The 17,699-nt window shown below is 59.9% G+C and carries 14 protein-coding genes and 1 pseudogene; 5 read left to right on the plus strand and 10 right to left on the minus strand.

Annotated elements, in window-relative coordinates; translation table 11 throughout:
- The first annotated feature begins 524 nt into the window (after positions 1-524).
- The 4 genes from efeU to ACL2XF_RS03140 all read left to right on the plus strand — a co-directional run bounded on the left by efeU (position 525) and on the right by ACL2XF_RS03140 (position 4,542).
- Positions 525-1,355, plus strand: coding sequence for an iron uptake transporter permease EfeU (efeU, locus tag ACL2XF_RS03125; RefSeq protein ID WP_410014289.1), 831 nt, complete (start codon positions 525-527; stop codon positions 1,353-1,355).
- Positions 1,356-1,392: 37 nt separating this feature from the next.
- A complete protein-coding gene (gene efeO / locus ACL2XF_RS03130) occupies positions 1,393-2,532 on the plus strand; it encodes an iron uptake system protein EfeO (protein WP_413723292.1) in 1,140 nt (379 codons plus the stop codon).
- 13 nt (positions 2,533-2,545) lie between these two features.
- Complete coding sequence (efeB, locus tag ACL2XF_RS03135) at positions 2,546-3,832, plus strand: iron uptake transporter deferrochelatase/peroxidase subunit (RefSeq protein WP_413727976.1); 1,287 nt, start codon at positions 2,546-2,548, stop codon at positions 3,830-3,832.
- Between the two features lie 368 nt (positions 3,833-4,200).
- Positions 4,201-4,542 carry a YejG family protein gene (locus ACL2XF_RS03140; RefSeq protein WP_410014292.1) on the plus strand — a complete coding sequence of 114 codons (342 nt, stop codon included), beginning with the start codon at positions 4,201-4,203 and terminating at the stop codon, positions 4,540-4,542.
- Positions 4,543-4,566: 24 nt separating this feature from the next.
- Here the strand turns inward: ACL2XF_RS03140 and yejF are convergent, their stop codons facing one another.
- From yejF to ACL2XF_RS03160, 4 genes and pseudogenes are all read right to left on the minus strand, one after another.
- Positions 4,567-6,156: a microcin C ABC transporter ATP-binding protein YejF gene (gene yejF, locus ACL2XF_RS03145; RefSeq protein WP_413727977.1), complete on the minus strand. Its 1,590-nt coding sequence runs from the start codon at positions 6,154-6,156 to the stop codon at positions 4,567-4,569.
- 3 nt (positions 6,157-6,159) lie between these two features.
- Positions 6,160-7,183: pseudogene (locus ACL2XF_RS03150) on the minus strand (ABC transporter permease).
- Positions 7,180-8,274, minus strand: a complete 1,095-nt coding sequence (locus tag ACL2XF_RS03155; protein WP_413727978.1) for a microcin C ABC transporter permease YejB — start codon at positions 8,272-8,274, stop codon at positions 7,180-7,182. The pseudogene ACL2XF_RS03150 and the gene ACL2XF_RS03155 overlap by 4 nt, the downstream one beginning before the upstream one ends.
- Before the next feature lie 66 nt (positions 8,275-8,340).
- On the minus strand, positions 8,341-10,161 hold the full coding sequence (locus ACL2XF_RS03160; RefSeq protein ID WP_413727979.1) for an extracellular solute-binding protein: 1,821 nt from the start codon (positions 10,159-10,161) through the stop codon (positions 8,341-8,343).
- A gap of 168 nt (positions 10,162-10,329) precedes the next feature.
- Here ACL2XF_RS03160 and ACL2XF_RS03165 point away from each other — a divergent pair, with 168 nt between their 5' ends.
- Positions 10,330-11,160 (plus strand): sugar phosphate isomerase/epimerase family protein, encoded by an 831-nt coding sequence (locus tag ACL2XF_RS03165; protein WP_410014297.1) that lies wholly within the window; start codon positions 10,330-10,332, stop codon positions 11,158-11,160.
- Between the two features lie 352 nt (positions 11,161-11,512).
- Here ACL2XF_RS03165 and mepS read toward each other — a convergent pair whose 3' ends face one another.
- The 6 genes from mepS to ACL2XF_RS03195 all read right to left on the minus strand — a co-directional run bounded on the left by mepS (position 11,513) and on the right by ACL2XF_RS03195 (position 17,652).
- Positions 11,513-12,121 carry a bifunctional murein DD-endopeptidase/murein LD-carboxypeptidase gene (gene mepS / locus ACL2XF_RS03170; protein ID WP_413723286.1) on the minus strand — a complete coding sequence of 203 codons (609 nt, stop codon included), beginning with the start codon at positions 12,119-12,121 and terminating at the stop codon, positions 11,513-11,515.
- Positions 12,122-12,526: 405 nt separating this feature from the next.
- A complete protein-coding gene (locus tag ACL2XF_RS03175) occupies positions 12,527-13,240 on the minus strand; it encodes a phosphatase PAP2 family protein (RefSeq protein ID WP_413727980.1) in 714 nt (237 codons plus the stop codon).
- Between the two features lie 53 nt (positions 13,241-13,293).
- The gene (locus ACL2XF_RS03180) at positions 13,294-14,271 is read right to left on the minus strand and encodes a CobW family GTP-binding protein (RefSeq protein ID WP_413728758.1); all 978 of its coding nucleotides are present in this window, start codon (positions 14,269-14,271) and stop codon (positions 13,294-13,296) included.
- Complete coding sequence (locus ACL2XF_RS03185; protein ID WP_413727981.1) at positions 14,271-15,761, minus strand: mannitol dehydrogenase family protein; 1,491 nt, start codon at positions 15,759-15,761, stop codon at positions 14,271-14,273. Before ACL2XF_RS03185 ends, ACL2XF_RS03180 begins: the two co-directional genes overlap by 1 nt.
- 37 nt (positions 15,762-15,798) lie before the next feature.
- Positions 15,799-16,371, minus strand: coding sequence for an elongation factor P-like protein YeiP (gene yeiP / locus ACL2XF_RS03190; RefSeq protein WP_410014302.1), 573 nt, complete (start codon positions 16,369-16,371; stop codon positions 15,799-15,801).
- A 30-nt stretch (positions 16,372-16,401) separates the two neighbouring features.
- Complete coding sequence (locus ACL2XF_RS03195; protein ID WP_413723472.1) at positions 16,402-17,652, minus strand: sugar efflux transporter; 1,251 nt, start codon at positions 17,650-17,652, stop codon at positions 16,402-16,404.
- Positions 17,653-17,699: the final 47 nt, after the last annotated feature.

Below are 17,699 nucleotides of genomic sequence, written 5' to 3' on the forward strand. Positions count from 1 at the left end.
CATAAACCCTGCCACAAGGCAAACCAAGACACAGCAAGCGAAACCCGCGCCGAGGCGACATAAACCCTGCCACAAGCTAAGACAAGACACAGCAAGCGAAACCTTCGCCGAGGCGACATAAACCCTGCCACAAGCTAAGACAAGACACAGCAAGCGAAACCTTCGCCGAGGCGACATAAACCCTGCCACAAGGCAAACCAAGACACAGCAAGCGAAACCCGCGCCGAGGTGACATAAACCCTGCCACAAGGCAAGCCAAGACACAGTAAGCGAAACCCGCGCCGAGGCGACATAAACCCTGCCACAAGGCAAACCAAGGCACAGCAAACAAAACCCTCACCGAGACCACTTAACCCCTGACGCCCCCTTTACCTTTTATTTATCCTGAAACCTTTTGTAGCGCATCGGTTACAAATAGTCGCAAATCTGCGCTTGTGTTTCTTTTCCTCGTAATGATAATCAATATCGTTTTAATTGACGTTTCTTTACTTTTTCTCGCCCCCAAAAGCATCGAGGTGATGGGTATGTTTGTGCCTTTTCTGATTATGCTGCGTGAGGGTCTCGAGGCGGCGCTGATCGTGAGCCTTATCGCCGGCTATCTGAAAAAGACCGGCCGCGGCCGCTGGCTAAAAGCGGTGTGGGTGGGCGTGCTAAGCGCGGCGCTGTTGTGCCTGGCGGTGGGTGTCGTCATTAACGAAACTACCGGCGAATTTCCGCAAAAGCAACAGGAACTGTTCGAGGGCATCGTGGCGGTGCTGGCGGTCCTCATCCTGACCTGGATGGTGTTCTGGATGCGCAAGATGTCCCGATCGATTAAAGCCCAGTTGGAAAGCGCCGTCGATCAGGCGCTCAGCAATGCCCGCGGGCAGGGCTGGGCGCTGGTGGGCATGGTGTTTTTTGCCGTGGCCCGCGAGGGGTTGGAATCGGTGTTTTTTTTGCTGGCGGCGTTTCAGCAGGACGTGGGCATCGAGGCGCCCATCGGCGCGGTGTTGGGATTGGCCTGCGCCATCGTCTTGGGGATGCTGATGTATTACGGCGGCATCCGCCTGCGCATGGAGAAGTTTTTCAAATGGACCAGCCTGTTTATTCTGTTTGTGGCCGCGGGGCTGGCGGCCGGGGCAATTCGCGCTTTCCACGAAGCGGGATTATGGAATGGTTTCCAGGCAATCGCGTTTGATTTCAGCGCCACCCTGTCCACCCAATCGTTGTTCGGCACCTTGCTTGAGGGGCTGCTGGGTTATCAGGAAGCGCCCACCGTCAGTGAAGTGGCCGTGTATTTGTTATACCTGGTGCCGGCCCTGGTGATGTTTTTCCTGCCTGCGCGGGGCAACCGGACGACACGTGTCGCCGGATAAAATCCATTAAATTGTTCCACTATTCAGGGTAAAAAAAATGTCCAATATGCAACGCTTCCGTCGCCGCATTCTTCCTGCCGCCTTACTGGTGGCGCCGGTGCTGTCGGCATGGGGCTGGCCCGCGCTGGCGGCCGATATTCCTCAGGTCAAGATTACCGTTAACGATAAGCAGTGCGATCCGATGGCGCTGACCGTTAAACCGGGCAAAACGCAGTTTATTATTCATAACGCCAGCCAGAAAGGGCTGGAATGGGAAATCCTCAAGGGCGTGATGGTGGTCGAGGAGCGCGAGAACGTGGCGCCGGGCTTTACCCAGAAGATGACCGCCACCCTGGAGCCGGGGGAATACGATATGACCTGCGGCCTGCTGAGCAATCCGAAGGGCAAGCTGACGGTTTCGGCGGACGGCGGCGCGGGCGCGGCGAAACCGGATGCCATGGCGCTGGTGGGGCCGATTGCCGATTATAAAGTCTATGTGCTGCAACAGGTCGGCGAGCTTGTCTCCCATACCAAGACCTTTACCGATGCGGTGAAGAAAGGCGATCTGGCCACCGCGCAGAAGCTGTTTGCCCCCACCCGCGTGTATTACGAGCGTATCGAGCCTATCGCCGAACTGTTCTCGGATCTGGACGGCAGTATTGATGCCCGCGAAGATGATTTCGAGCAGAAATCCGCCGACCCGAAATTCACCGGTTTCCACCGGCTGGAAAAAATCCTCTTCAGCGATAAAACCACGGCCGGCACCGCCCCGTTTGCCGATCAATTGTATAAAGATACCCAGGATCTGCAAAAACGCATCGGCGACCTGACCTTCCCGCCGAGTAAAGTGGTCGGCGGCGCCGCCGGACTGATTGAGGAAGTGGCCTCCAGTAAGATCAGCGGCGAGGAAGACCGTTACAGCCGTACCGATCTTTCCGATTTCCAGGCCAATATCGACGGATCGCAAAAAATCGTCAACCTGCTGCGCCCGCTGCTGCAAAAAGCCGATGCGCCGCTGCTGGCGAAAATTGACGGTAACTTTGCCAAGGTGGATAACGTCCTGATGAAATACCGTAATAAAGACGGCTTTGCGTCTTATGACAAGCTGACCGATGCCGATCGCACCGCGCTCAAAGGCCCGATCACCGCCCTGGCGGAAGATCTGGCGCTGCTGCGCGGCGTGCTGGGGCTGGAGTAGGGTTGAGCGCCTGATGAGTGCTGATAAAGATAAAAACAGCGGTAAGGCGGCGTCGCCATCACGGCGCCGCTGGCTGAAGGGGCTTGGCGCCCTCGGCGGCGCCCTGGCGTTGCGCAGCGCGGCGGCGGCGCCGGCTCCTGCTCCCGATGAGCATTCCCCCGGCACCTTGTCACCCGACGAGCGCTGGCAGCGCCAGCCGTTTTACGGACCCCGGCAGGCCGGCATCACCACGCCGCAGCAGGCGGCCATGATGCTGGTGGCGTTTGACGTGCTGGCCGGGGATAAGGACGATCTGCGGCGGTTGTTTCGCGTGCTGACCGAGAGGATTGCATTTTTAACCACCGGCGGGCAGGCGCCGGCGGTGGATGATAAATTGCCGCCGATGGACTCCGGCATTCTGGGCGAACATATCGCTCCGGATAACCTGACCATCACGGTGGCGGTGGGCGACTCGTTGTTTGACGATCGTTTCGGCCTCGCCGCGCTGAAACCCCGGCGGCTGCAAAAGATGACGCGTTTTGCCAACGATGCGCTGGACGCTGATTTATGCCATGGCGATCTGCTGTTGCAAATTTGCGCCAACGGCAGCGACACGGTGATTCATGCGCTGCGGGATATCATTAAGCATACCCCGGATCTGCTGAGCGTGCGCTGGAAGCGCGAAGGCTTTATTTCCGCCAGCGCGGCGCGCAGCCGGGGCAAGGAGACACCGATTAATTTGCTGGGCTTCAAGGACGGCACCGGCAATCCGGATACCCGCGACCCCGGCCTGATGGATCGGGTAATCTGGGTCGGCGCCGGTACGGATGAACCCGCCTGGGCGGTAAACGGCAGTTACCAGGCGGTGCGCATTATCCGCTTTCACGTCGAGTCCTGGGATCGTACGCCGCTGCACGAGCAGCAGACCATCTTCGGCCGTGATAAGCGCACCGGCGCGCCGCTGGGCATGGCCAATGAACATGATGTGCCCGACTACAGCCGCGATCCGCAGCGCAAGGTCATCCCGCTCGATGCCCATATGCGTCTGGCCAATCCCCGTACGCCCGCCACCCAAGGCAACCTGATGCTGCGCCGGGGCTATAGCTATTCCCTGGGCGTTTCCCGCTCCGGCCAGCTGGATATGGGATTGTTGTTCGTCTGCTTCCAGCAGGATCTGGAGCAGGGGTTTCTCGCCGTGCAGCGCAGGCTTAACGGCGAGGCGCTGGAAGAATATATCCAGCCCATCGGCGGGGGCTACTTTTTTGCCCTGCCGGGGGTAGAGCGCCAGGACGGCTATCTGGCGCAGTCGCTGCTGGCATAACGCCGGCGGTTTTCCCTTCTGCCGCTTTGCCGGAGCGGCTGCCCTGCGCCGGCGAGCATGTCGATTTTCCCGTGAACCGCCATCGCCTTTACCCGCCGCGACGGCGGGAGCGCATCCTATCCTTCCTCCCGTGGCATTATTTTGTTCGTAAAATGTAAATAATAAGCTCAGTTAAAGTTATGCAAATGCATAAAAAACAGTTGTGCTGCGGCGTTTAACGCGGTACATATAGGCCGAAAAGAGATCTGTCTCTCATTTCAAAGGTATCTGTGCTGTTTTTATGAACAAATTGACTGCTAATGTCACGCTAAGATTATAGTATTGTGATAAAATTGTTACTAAGTAGTTTAATCGTCTGGGGACGTGGAGTGACAAATCTACAGTTATCCGTGGTGCATCGCTTGCCACAATATTACCGCTGGCTGAATGGGTTTAGCGGCATCAAAGTCGAACCGATATCCGCCGGTGATTGCGACGATAACGACCTGATTGGCCTGACGCTGTTAAGCCATGAAGGCGATACGGCGTGGGAAGTGATGCGGGAACTGGCGCGTTCCCTGGTGGAAATCCAGGTCACCTGCTCGGTGCTGGAATGCGAAGGGCAGCCTTGCCTGTTTTTGCACCGTGACGATGAATGCACCGGCCTGTGCCGGCTGAAAAACATGGGCGTGGCCATCGCCGAGCCCGCGTCGGCATCGTACTATTCTTAAGACCAGTACCCGGGCGCGCCGCGCTTACCCGGCCGCCAGCAGCAACTGGCGGGTATACTCCGCTGAGGGTGCGTCGAACACCTGCCGGCAGGCGCCCTGTTCCACGACTTCCCCTTCCCGCAGTACCATCACCTGATGACACATTGCCCGCACCACCTGCAGATCGTGGCTGATAAACAGGTAGGTCAGCTGGTGTTTTTCCTGCAGTGACTTCAGCAATTGCAGGATCTGCGCCTGCACCGATCTGTCCAGCGACGAGGTGGGTTCATCAAGAATTACCACGTCCGGCTGCAAAATCAGCGCCCGGGCGATGGCGATGCGCTGGCGCTGCCCGCCGGAAAATTCGTCGGGGTAGCGATGGCGGGTGTCGGGATCGAGTCCCACTTCGCTTAGCGCGGCAATCACCCGCCGGTCCTGTTCCTCCGGCGAAAAATGATGATGCACGCGCAGCCCCTCCACCACGATTTGCGCCACCGTCAGCCGGGGATTCAGCGCCGAGTTCGGGTCCTGGAACACCACCTGGATACGGCGGCGCAGCGGCAGCATGCCGCGCCGGTTAAACTGATGCAGCGGCTGGCCGTCAAACCAGATCTCGCCGTCGGATTTCAGCAACCGCAGCACCGCCAGCGCCGTGGTGCTTTTGCCTGAGCCGGATTCGCCCACCAAGCCCAGGCTTTCGCCGCGCCGCAGGCTAAATGACACCCCGCGCACGGCGCTTTTTTGTCCCGCCTGGCGGCGAAACAGCCCCTGGCGCCCGGAAAAGGTCACGCCCAGATTAGCGACCCGCAGCAACGCCGGCGCCCCCGGCGGCACCGGCAGCGGCTCGCCTCCCGGCTCCGCCGCCAGCAGACGGCGGGTGTAAGGGTGTTGCGGCGCGCTGAACAGGGCGTCGCGGTCGCTGATTTCCACGCATTTGCCCTCCTGCATCACCGCCACGTTGTCCGCCAGACGGCGCACGATATTCAGGTTATGGGTGATAAACAGCAGCGCCATGCCCATCTCCCGGCGCAGGTCGGTCAGCAATGCCAGGATCTGCGCCTGTACCGTTACGTCCAGCGCGGTGGTCGGCTCGTCGGCAATCAGCAGTTTGGGCCGGGTGAGCAGGGCCATGGCGATCATCACCCGCTGGCGTTCGCCGCCGGAGAGCTGGTGGGGGAAATCCCGCAGCCGGGATTTGGCCTGGCGGATACCCACCCGATCGAGGCTGGCCAGCACTTCGGCGCGGGCTTCGGCGCCGCGCATGTCCCGATGCAGCGCCAGCACCTCCAGCAGCTGTTTTTCCACGCTGTGCAGCGGGTTGAGCGACGACATAGGTTCCTGGAAGATCATGGCGATGTCATTGCCGCGCACGCGCCTGAGCGTTGCGTCTGGGGCATGCAGCAGGCTCTTGCCCGCGAACAGGATATCGCCGTGGGGGTAGTACACCTGCGGCTGGGGCAGCAGGCGCAGGACCGACAGGGCGGTAACGCTTTTGCCCGAGCCGGATTCGCCCACCAGCGCCAGCGTTTCGCCGGCGTTAAGCGCCAGCGTCACCTTATCCACCACCTGCCGGGTTTGATTGCCCTGGCGAAAGGCGACGCTCAGTTCCTTGATTTCTAACAATGGCGTGGTCATAGGTTAATGCGCCTTGCTGGGGTCAAAGGCGTCGCGCACCGCTTCGCCGATAAAAATCAGTAATGACAGCACCAGGGCCAGCGTAACAAAAGCGGTAATGCCGAGCCACGGCGCCTGGAGGTTATTTTTGCCTTCCAGCAACAGATTGCCCAGGGACGGCGAGCCGATGGGCAGGCCGAAACCGAGAAAATCCAGCGAGGTCAGGGTGGTAATGGACCCGCACAGGATAAAGGGCAAAAAGGTCAGCGTCGCCACCATGGCGTTGGGCAGCATATGGCGCAGCATGATCATCCGATCGCTGACCCCCATGGCCTGGGCGGCGCGGATATAGTCGAAATTACGGGCGCGCAGGAATTCGGCGCGCACCACGCCCACCAGGCCCATCCAGCCGAACAGCACGGTGATGGCCAGCAGCCACCCGAAGTCCGGCGGCACGACGCTTGATAATAAAATAATCAAAAACAGCGTCGGCATGCCGGACCAGACCTCGATAAAGCGCTGTCCCCACAGGTCCAGCCGGCCGCCGTAATAGCCCTGGCTGGCGCCGACGATAATGCCGATAACGCTTGAGAGCAGAGTCAGCGCCAGGCCGAACAGCATCGACAGCCGGAAGCCATACAATAAGTTGGCCAGCACATCCTTGCCGGTGCTGTCGGTACCCAGCCAGTTCTGCCGGCTTGGCGGCGACGGGAAGGGCCGGGCGGTGGCGAAGTTAATGGTGCGGTAGTCATAGCGTACCGGCGCCCATATCGCCCAGCCGTGCGCGGCCAACCGCCCGGCGATATAGGGATCGCGGTAATCGGTCCTGGTCGCCAGCTCGCCGCCGAAGGTGGTCTCGCTGTAGTTAAACAGCAGCGGCGAATAAAATTGTCCCTGGTAGCGCACCAGCAGGGGCTTGTCGTTAGCCACCAGCTTCCGAGGCGAGGCTCAGGATAAACAGCAGCAGAAATAGCCATAACGACCAGTAGCCCCGGCGGTTGCGGCGAAAACGCGCCCAGCGCGCCTGGTTGACGGAACTCAGTCTCATTGGCGGCCCTCGAAATCAATGCGCGGGTCGACCAGCGTATAGGTCATATCGCTGAGGATATTGAGCAGCAGGCCGATCAGGGTAAAGATATATAACGTGCCGAACATGACCGGGTAATCCCGTTGCAGGGTGGCGTCGTACCCCAGCAGCCCCAGGCCGTTAAGGGAAAACATCACCTCAATCAGCAGCGAACCGGTAAAAAACATGCTGATAAAGGTGGCGGGGAAACCGGCTATCACCAGCAGCATGGCGTTGCGAAACACATGGCGGTAGAGGATCTGGTTTTCCGTCAGCCCCTTGGCGCGCGCGGTGGTGACGTATTGCTTGCGGATCTCGTCCAGGAACGCGTTTTTAGTCAACATGGTCAGGGTGGCGAATCCGCCAATCACCGTGGCCAGCACCGGCAGCGTGATATGCCAAAGATAATCGGTGATTTTTTTATACCACGGCAGGCTGTCGAAATGGCTCGAGACCAGACCGCGCAACGGGAACCAGTCCAGATAGCTGCCGCCGGCGAACAGCACAATCAGCAGGATGGCGAACAAGAAGGCCGGGATCGCGTAGCCGATGATGATAAGCGTGCTGCTCCAGACGTCGAAGGCGCTGCCGCTGCGCACCGCTTTTTTGATGCCGAGCGGGATCGACACCAGATAGATGATAAGCGTGCTCCACAAGCCGAGGGTAATGGAGACCGGCATGCTTTCCCTGATCAAATGCATTACCGTGGCGCCGCGAAACAGGCTGTCGCCAAAATCAAAGCGCATATAGTTCCACAGCATGGTGAAATAGCGCTCATGCAGCGGTTTATCGAAGCCGTAGCGCCGTGTAATCTCCGCAATCACCTCCGGATCCAGGCCCCGCGCGCCGCGGTACTGGCTGTCGCCGATCTGGCCGCCGTGCAGCGTTTGCACGCGGGCGGCGGGGTCGCTGTGCCCGGCGCTGAAGCCGCTTTGCTGGCCCATCTCAATGGCGGCGATGGCCTGATCCACCGGTCCGCCGGGGGCAATTTGCACGATAAAGAAGTTCAGGGTAATGATGGCCCAGAGCGTCGGGATCACCAGCAATAAACGGCGTAACAAATAGGTTAGCAAGCGGCTCCTCCCTTAGAGCTTTGTCGATAGTCAGACGCAGGACGCACCGGGCGGCCGCGGCCGGCGTCAGCGTCGTTCCGCGGGCAGCCTGGCCGCCCGGTTGACATCATACCACCAGGTATCGAAACCCAGCGCATAGGTGGGTTTAACGGCCGGCATGGCGAATTTATCCCAATAGGCCAGACGGGTCTGGTGGGAAAACCACTGGGGAATCATAAAATAATTCCAGGTCAGCACCCGGTCCAGCGCCCGCCCCAGGGGCAGCAGCGCTTTTTCGTCGCCCTGGTGGCGCACGATTTCGTTGATCAGGCGGTCAACCGCCGGATCCTTGACGCCGGGGCGGTTATAGCTGGATTCCACATAGGCGCTGCCCCACAGGATTTGCAAATCGCCGCTGGGGTAGGGGAAGGCGGCATAGCTTGACGGCATCATATCAAAATCACGTTTGCGCAGACGGTTGGTAAACTGCGCGCTGTCCACTTGACGCAGCGTCATCTGTATGCCCAGGCGCTGCAGGTTGTGCTGGAAGGGCAGGATGTAATTGCTGCTGTTGCTGCCGCTCATCAGCATCATTTCAAAGGCAAACGGCTTGCCGGTTTTGACGTTGACCAATTGCTGGTCCTTTAATTCCCAGCCGGCCTGCTTTAACAGCCCAAGCGCCTTAAGCAGGTTTTTGCGGTCATAACCGCTGCCGTCCGATACCGGCGGCTGGTAGCGTTTGGTAAACACCTCCGGCGGCACCTGGCCTTTCAGGGGCGCCAGCACCGCCAGTTCGTCCACGCCGGGATAGTCCCGCGCCGCATAGTCGGTATTGATGAAATAGCTGTCGACCCGCTGGTACCCCTGGTAAAACAGCGCCTTGTTCATCCATTCAAAATCAAACGCCAGCGTCAGCGCCTCGCGCACCCGCCGGTCGGCGAACAGCGGGCGCTGGATATTAAATGCCAGCCAGGGCGTTGCGACCGGCGCATCGTTGGGTATTTCCTGCTTGATGATATAGCCGCGTTCCACGTTGCCGCCGTGGTACTGCGTGGCCCACAGCTTGGGCGAGCTTTCGATGCGCAAATCAAACGCGCCGGCTTTAAACGCTTCCAGCGCCACGTTGTCGTCCAGGTAATAATCATAACGGATGCTGTCAAAATTATTACGGCCGCGGTTGACCGGCAGGTTGGCCGCCCAATAATCGCGGACACGCGAGTAGGTGACATACTGCCCGGTACGCCAGGACGTAATGCGGTAAGGCCCGCTGGCCGGCGGCGGCGAGGTCAGCGGGTCGCCGAGTTTGTGATGCTGCCAATAGCTTTCCGGCATAATCGGCAAGGTCAGCAGGCCCAGCAGCATCTCTTTATCGGGTTTGGGAAACTCGTAGCGTACCGTGAGCGGCGCGATGGCTTTTACCGTGACGCCTTTGTAATAAATACGAAATTGCGGCACCCCTTCGGTCATGAATTTGCCGAAGGTGAAGGCCACGTCCCGGGCGGTGATGGGCTGATGGTTGTGATACTGCGCCTGGGGATTGATGGACACCTCCATCCAGGAAAAATCGCTGGGATAGCGCGCCGATTCCGCCACCAGGGGATAATAGCTGCCCATCTCATCGTCCGAGGTGATAAATAAACCGTCATAGAGCTGGTCGGTGCGCATCGCCGCCGAGCCGCGCAGGGCAAAACGGTTAAAATTGTCAAAGGTGCCGATGGCCGCCAGGGTTATGGCGCCGCCCTTGGGCGCGGCGGGGTTGACGTAATCAAAATGGCTGAAGTCGCTGGGGTATTTCGGTTGGCCCAATAGCGCAAAAGCGTAGCTTTCATTAATAGTGTCAATAGTGTCGGCGCGCGGGCCGAGGCAGACGACGCTGAGAATCAGCGCAATCCAAACACGTGGAAACATCAGGTTACGCTCCTGGGATAACACCAAATAGTATTGAAAGGGCAAGCCGCTGAAGGCTGTCTATTATACTAATGCCTAAAACAATGCCATTAACGGTTTTTTTGCCATTAATGTCAAAATTATCAATCAGATTATTAAGCCATACACCCTTTAATCAGGAGGACGACGGTGCGCAAGTCCATTGCTACCCTATCCATGGCCGGCAGCCTGCCGGAAAAGCTTGAGGCCATCGCCCGGGCGGGGTTTGACGCCGTGGAACTGTTTGACGACGATCTGCAACGCTTCCCCGGTACCGCGCGCGACGTTAAACGGCTGCTCGACGCGCTCGATCTTGAGGCGGTGCTGCTGCAGCCGCTGCGCAACGCCGACGGGGCGCCCGCGGCCGGCCGCGCCGGCGTGCTGGCCGAGGCCGGGCGCATGTTTGACGCCATGGCAGAACTGGGATGCCGGCAATTGCTGGTATGCAGTTCGGTGGACCAGGATGCCCTGGCGGACGAAGAGGCGCAAAACGGCGATCTGCTGCGCCTGGCCGAGTTGGCGCAGCGTTATGGCTGCGCCATCTGTTATGAGGCCCTGGCCTGGGGGCGCCATGTGCATCATTACCGCCAGGCCTGGGAGCGGGTCAGCACCGTCGCCATGCCCAACCTGGGCCTGGCGCTGGACAGCTTTCATATCCTGGCCCTGGCGGATAACCTCGACGGCCTGGCGCACATCCCGGCGGAAAAAATCTTTTACGTGCAGATGGCCGATGCCGCGCCGCGCCCGCGGCCGTCGCAGCCGGTAGACGCCTGGAGCCGGCATCATCGCTGTTTTCCGGGCCAGGGCATCCTGGATGTCGCCGGTTTTGCGCGCCAAGTGGCGGCGGCAGGGTACCGGGGCATCTGGTCGCTGGAAATTTTCAGCGACCGGTATCAGCGGGAAACGCCGCAGCGCATCGCCGCCGAGGGGTTTGCCTCGCTGGCGTGGCTGGAACGGGAGATAACGGCGCGCCGGCCATAATTAGCGTGCCCGCGGGCATGGGATGTTGCGCCCATATATTGCCTTAACTGATATATTATCGTGCTTAATAATTAGCCGATATGGCGCAATCGCGGGCGGGCTGGCCGCCGGTAGCATAACGGCAAACGGACAAATGACGCGGATTATAATAATTAATATGTTGATAACATGCAGGCAAATATGTTAAGGAGCTGGGAATATAGCGGCGAGAATAGTGATGAGCTTCGAAGAATATGTATTAAGCAAAAAAACAGATATACAAATCTTTAATAATGGTCAAAAAAAAACCGCCCGGGCAGGCGGCTTTTATCTCGTTCGGCATTCAGGACATTTAAATAATAACCGTTAATTATCAGGAGTTGCTGTTGCCGCGCATTGCCGTGGTCATCTGCCCCTTGGCGCCGCCGGTTAATACCCGCCGTGCTTCCCGATAACGCTTGTTCCAGTAGGTTTCCGATAGGCTGGAAATGGTGACGCCGCTGGTGGTGGATGCGTGGACGAACTGATCGTTGCCCAGGTAAATCCCCATATGGCGCCCGGTGGAACCGGCATGGAACACGACCAGATCTCCTGGACGCAGCTTGGTGCGCTGGATTTTAGCGCCAATACCCTGCTGCTCGCTGCTTGAGCGCGGCAATTCCAGGCCAAACTGTTCATGGAACGTTTGCTGTACAAAAGCCGAACAATCTATACCACGTTTAGAGCTGCCGCCCAGGCGATACCGAACGCCTTTCCATACGGCATATTGATCCATAATTTTCGTCTTCACATCGACATTACGGACCATATCTTCGAATTGATCCTGAGAGGCTTGCAGTAAAAAATCACTTTTATCGTTGACTGCATGCATCTCAGCTGTTTGTTGACTGCCATGAGAACTACAGGCGGAAAGCATAACTGCCGCCGCCACTGCGGGGATTAACCGCAGCACATATCTCAAAATAGGTTGAGATTTGACCATTATAAGTGTTATCCCTTAAAGTCCTTAGCGACGGTGCCGCTATAAAATACCGAGCGAATCGAGAATAATGCGCAAATACTGATTGACCAACCGTTATTCCTGCATTGTGTGGTATTACTCACACATTTTTATTAGCGGGAAAATATCAGTGTATAAGTACAGCGAATTCGAGGGTACCGTAATGAATAAGGGAAAGCGAGGATTTTTATCGACTATTTTATAACTTTTGGTGATGTGAAATAGTATTAAATTAAACGTTAAGAATTGGATCAAAAAGCCCCGCCGTTTGCCGGGAATGGCGGCGGGCGGGCATTGTCGCCGCCCGGGGGCCGGCGATCCCGCAACCTTCCCGTAACGTGGCGACCGCCGGACGCCGTCACAGGCCGCCCCCGCTATAATTAATTCCTATTGATATCGCCGGTCGCGCACGCCCGGCAAGCGCTGGTTAAACCAGCTCACCGCCTTATCGCTGGCATCCGTCATCAGCCACCAACTCAGGCCGACCAGCACCACCGACAGCGATCCCACCGCGATATCGCTGAACCAGTGCGCGCCAATCATCACCCGGGGCAGGGAGAACAGCACCACGATAGCCATGCCGCAGGCAAACGCCCGGCCGCCGAAATAGCGCAGCATATAGGCGGCAAAAATCATCAGCATCATGCCGTGGTCGCCCGGAAAGCTATCCATGGAAGCGTCCTTGGTGGGAATGCGGCTAAATTGCGACACGCGCACCACGCCGTCCTCATTTTGGAAAAACAGCGTCGGGCTGGGGCGGCTGACCGGCAGCAGGTGCCCCAGCTGGTTAAGCACCAGCGCCGAAAGCAGCATGACGATGCCGAGGCTTATCAATTGATAGCGCCGATCCGGCGGGGTGCGCAACAGGCAGCGGAGGTAAAGCAGGCCCATCGCCAGCAGGGAGGTGATATCGAACGCGCGATAGTTGGTGACGGCCAGGAACACGGCATAACTATGGCTACTGGCGGCGATATGATTAAAAAACAGGAAGATCGCCGTATCCAGCCGCGACCAGAATCCGTGGTGCGAAGGCAGGTACCATGAGACAAAAAGCGCGATGCCCAGGATATTGAGCAAAATAACGGCAGGTAAGCGACGCATGACTCAGCACCTATAAAACAAGTGACTAAATTAAGGTGATTATAGTATTCCTGCTAATTTAAACGAATCTTCAACAAAGCCGTTTGCAGCGCGTTCCAATCCGCCGGGGCGGGATTGATCAATTCAATCCGGCTGTCGGGCGGCGGTGCGGGCAGAGTCTCGATGCGCAAGTCCTGGCCCTGGCGGTTGACCTGCAGGGTGCCTTCGGGGATGCGTACCACGGCCTTGACCCGTTCCACCGGCGCCAGCCGCGCCCACTCCAGCAGGCCGATGGTATCGAAGGTGGTGGCGCCGTCAAAAATCCAGCCGCAGGACTGGTAGCCCTGGCCCTGGTTCAGCGCACGCCGCCAGCCGGTATTGCCCGGCAGCCGCAGCGCCGCGAGTCCCGCCTTGGGCGCCGGGGGGGCGTGATGGTGGGCGCCGTCGGGCAGTTCGCGCGCGTTCAGGCGCGGCAGGTCCAGCAATGACAGCGGCACCCGGCCCTGGACGGCGTCGACTATTTGGCGTCCATCGCCGTGCCCGGCGGCCCACTCGTCCAGCAGCACGCGATCCTGCGGCTGGTAGCTGTCCTGCTTGTTGGCGATAATGACATCGGCGGCGGCCAGCTGGTCGCGGAAGTTTTCATTGTCGCGGTAACGTGCGTCGCCGAGCTGGCGCGCGTCCAGCAGGCACAGGGTGGCGCGCAGGGTCAGCCAGTTTTCATATACCGGCGAGGTGAGCAAAGAGAGGATTTGTTTGGGATGGCCAAGCCCGGTCGGCTCGATCAGCAGCCGATCGGGGGTGTTGCGCTGCAACAGGGTATTTAATCCCACCTGCATGGGCAGGCCGTTGACGCAGCACATGCAGCCGCCGGGAATTTCCTTGAGCATTGCGCCGCTGTCGGCCAGGAGCGCGCCGTCGACGCCAATCTCGCCAAATTCATTCACCAGGACCGCCCAGCGTTCGCCGGCCGGTTTTTGCGCCAGCAGATGCAAGAGGGTGGTGGTTTTCCCGCTGCCGAGAAAACCGGTAATCAGGGTGGTGCGGGCGATCATGGTCGTCCCCTGGCGGACGGGGAGAGGGCGGCGGCCACCGTCGCTTTGGCGCCGTCCCGCGCCAGCGCGAGATACGCCGCGGTGACGGCGGCGGCAAAGGCGGGGCTGGCGGACAGATCCGCGCCGAATACCGAACGCAGCGCCAACAGCGCCAGCACCCGCGGCTCGCCGTCGGGGCTGTGGCCGACGATGCGCCGCAGCTCGTCGCTGAGCGGATCGCGGATATCAATAGGCGCGCCGAGATCGTCGCGGCCGCCCACATAACGCATCCAGCCTGCGATGCCCAGCGCCAGCAGGGGATAGCCGTCGCCGTGGGCGATATGCCAGCGCACCGGGTCCAGCATGCGCTGCGGCAGCTTTTGCGTGCCGTCCATGGCAATCTGCCAGGTGCGGTGTTTCAGCGCCGGATTGGCGAAGCGCGCCAGCAACTGCGCGGCGTAGGCGGCGAGGTCCACTTCCCCGGCGCCCAGGCGCAGGGTGGGCGCCTGTTCCTGCGCCATCATCGCGGCCACGGCGGCGTGGTAGCCCGGGTCCGCCATGCAGTCGCTGATATGCTGGTAGCCGGCCAGATAGCCGAGCCAGGCCAGAAAGGAATGGCTGCCGTTCAGCATGCGCAGCTTCATTTCTTCATACGGCGCGACGTCGGGGACAAACTGCGCGCCCGCCGCCTGCCAGTCCGGCCGGCCGGCAACAAAATTATCCTCGATAACCCATTGGATAAAGGGTTCGCAGGCGATGGCGCAGGGGTCCGCCACGCCGATAAGGGCGGCAATCTCAGCCAGCGTTTCTTCCGTGGCGGCGGGCACGATACGGTCGACCATGGTGGCCGGAAACGACACCTGTTCCCCGATCCATGCCGCCAGCAGCGGATCCCTGGCCTGGGCCAGGCCCAGCACCGCCCGCCTGAGCACCTGGCCGTTGCCGGGAATATTGTCGCACGACAGCAGGGTCAGCGGCGCGAGGCCGCGCGCATAGCGCAGGCGCAGCGCCTCCACCAGAATGCCCGGCACGGTGCCAGGCGCCCCGGGATGCAGGATATCCGCCTGGACGCGCGGATTGGCGCGGTCCAGCTCGCCGCTGTCCGGCTCGATGCAATAGCCTTTTTCGGTAATGGTCAGCGAGACGACGGCCACCTGCGGCTCGGCCAGCTTTTCCAGCACCGCCGCGATGCCGACCTCTGCCGCGATAACCGACTCGCGGACCGCGCCGATAACGTGCGCCTGCTCGCCGGCGCCGTCTTTTTCCAGCACGGTAAACAGATGATCCTGGGCGCGCAGCGCCTGCAGTAAACCGGCGCTGTGCAGGCTGACCTCGCAGATGCCCCAATCGCCGCCAACGGCGTTAAGCGCCCGATCGGTCATTACCGCCTGATGGGCGCGGTGAAACGCGCCGAAACCGATATGTACGATGCGGCTCTTAAGCAGGCCGCGATCGTAGCCGGGCTGTTGCACCCCGGCGGGAAGGTGATGCGAGGCAAGGGTCGCCATGATGATGCACCCCGTCTGGCCGTTGGCCTGGAAATGGTTAGTCGGCGCGGCTCATATAGCGACGTTCCGCCACGTGAATACGGATCTTTTCGCCGCTGTTCAGGTATTCCGGCACCGAGACGGTCAGGCCGGTGCTCATCAGCGCCGGCTTGGTGCGGGCGCTGGCCGACGCGCCTTTGATGCCGGGCGTGGTTTCGATAATCTCCAGATCCACCGTTTGCGGCAGTTCCAGCGCCAGCACCTGGCCTTCCAGGGTCAGCACCTGCATGCCGGGGATGCCGCCTTCGGGGATAAACAGCAGTTCGTCTTCTATCTGGTCTTTCTTGAACAGGTACGGGGTATAGTCCTCGTCGTCCATAAAGACATATTCTTCGCCGTCGATATAGGAAAACGTCACCGAGCGGCGCACCAGGTTGATGGTCTCGAGGATATCGTCGCCCTTAAAGCGCTCTTCCACCTTCAGGCCGGTGCGGACGTCGGAAAACCGCATCTTATACAGCGTACTGGCCCCGCGCGCGCTTGGGCTCTGGATATCAATGTCTTTTACCAGCAGGAGTTTGCCGTTGTAATTTACCGCCATGCCGCGCTTAATTTCGTTTGCTCTAGCCATCAAAGTGGACCTGTATAATTGTATCGGAGTCTATGGCGACACGTTACCGTTGCCCGGGCCTTCAGGCAAGGGGGAAAAGTGCGTGTCGCGGGGCAGCGGCGAATCTACATCACGAATGCGCCACATGCAATAACCGGCGCCGGCAATCATTAGCAGCGCCACAAAAAACACCGTATGGTACTGCCAGATTTCCGCGATAAGCCCGGCGGCCGAACCGGCGATAATCCAGCCCACCCGTCCGGTATTGGTAAACAGCGTGGTGGCGGCGCCGGCCTGGCCCGGCATCAGATCCTGAAAATAGATCATGCCGATGCCGGCCAGAATGCCGATAAACACCGCGTTCAGCGACTGCAGCGCCAGCAGCGCCATAGGGGCGGTAAACACCAGCAGCCCCAGGTAAAACAGCAGCCCGGCGCCGACGGCGATGCGCATCAGCAGCCGGTTGCCAAAGCGCCTGGACACATAGCCGGCCACCAGCATGGTCGGGATCTCCAGGCCCGCGGCGGTGCCCATCAGCATTCCGGCCAGTTTTTCAGGCAGTTGCAGCTCGTGGATGAGATAGAGCGGCATATTGATCAGGTACATGCAGTTGCAGGTCCACATCAGCGTGCAGGCGGCGAACAGCAGCATCGCGTCGCGGCGGTTGCGGCGGGGCGCCTCCAGCACCGCGGCGGTTTTCAGCGCCGATTTGCGCATCGACGGCAGCGCCAGCCAGACCAGCGCGCCGCAGGCCACGAAGGTGACGGCGGCCATCATATACATCACTTTGAAACCAAAGCCCAGCGCCAGGGCAAAGGCCAGCGGCGGTCCGATGACCCAGGCCAGGGACACCTGCGCGCGCATTACCGAACTGAACATGACCGCCTCGCGCCCCGTCTGCTCGGCATGTTCGCGCGCCAGGGCGAACATCTGCGGGTTGGCGGTGGAACCGAAGCTGGTCAATAACACGCCGCAGGCCAGCAGGACAAAATAACTGCGGTTAAAGGCAAACAGCACGCAGCCTGCCGCGCCCAGCAGGCAGCATTGCAGGATCAGCCGTTTACGATCGCCTTTTTTATCCGACCGGCCGGCCAGGAACTGGCTGACCGCGATGCCTATCACCGCGCTGCCGGTATAGAACAGGCCCACCATAAAGGGCCGGGCCGCCACTTCCGTGGACAGGAACAGGCTCAGGGTCGGCAGCTGCAGTGCGCCGGCGATGCCGGAGAGAAAAGCGATAACCAGAAAGGCCGGGGCGGTCATATCCGGAAGGCGCCGCGGGAGGGCGATAGGCGTATGCATGATAATGGCGTCGGGATCAGGACAAATGGACGCCCGAATAATACGCC

Source organism: Sodalis sp. RH19 (assembly GCF_047324215.1).
Lineage (GTDB): Bacteria > Pseudomonadota > Gammaproteobacteria > Enterobacterales > Enterobacteriaceae > Acerihabitans.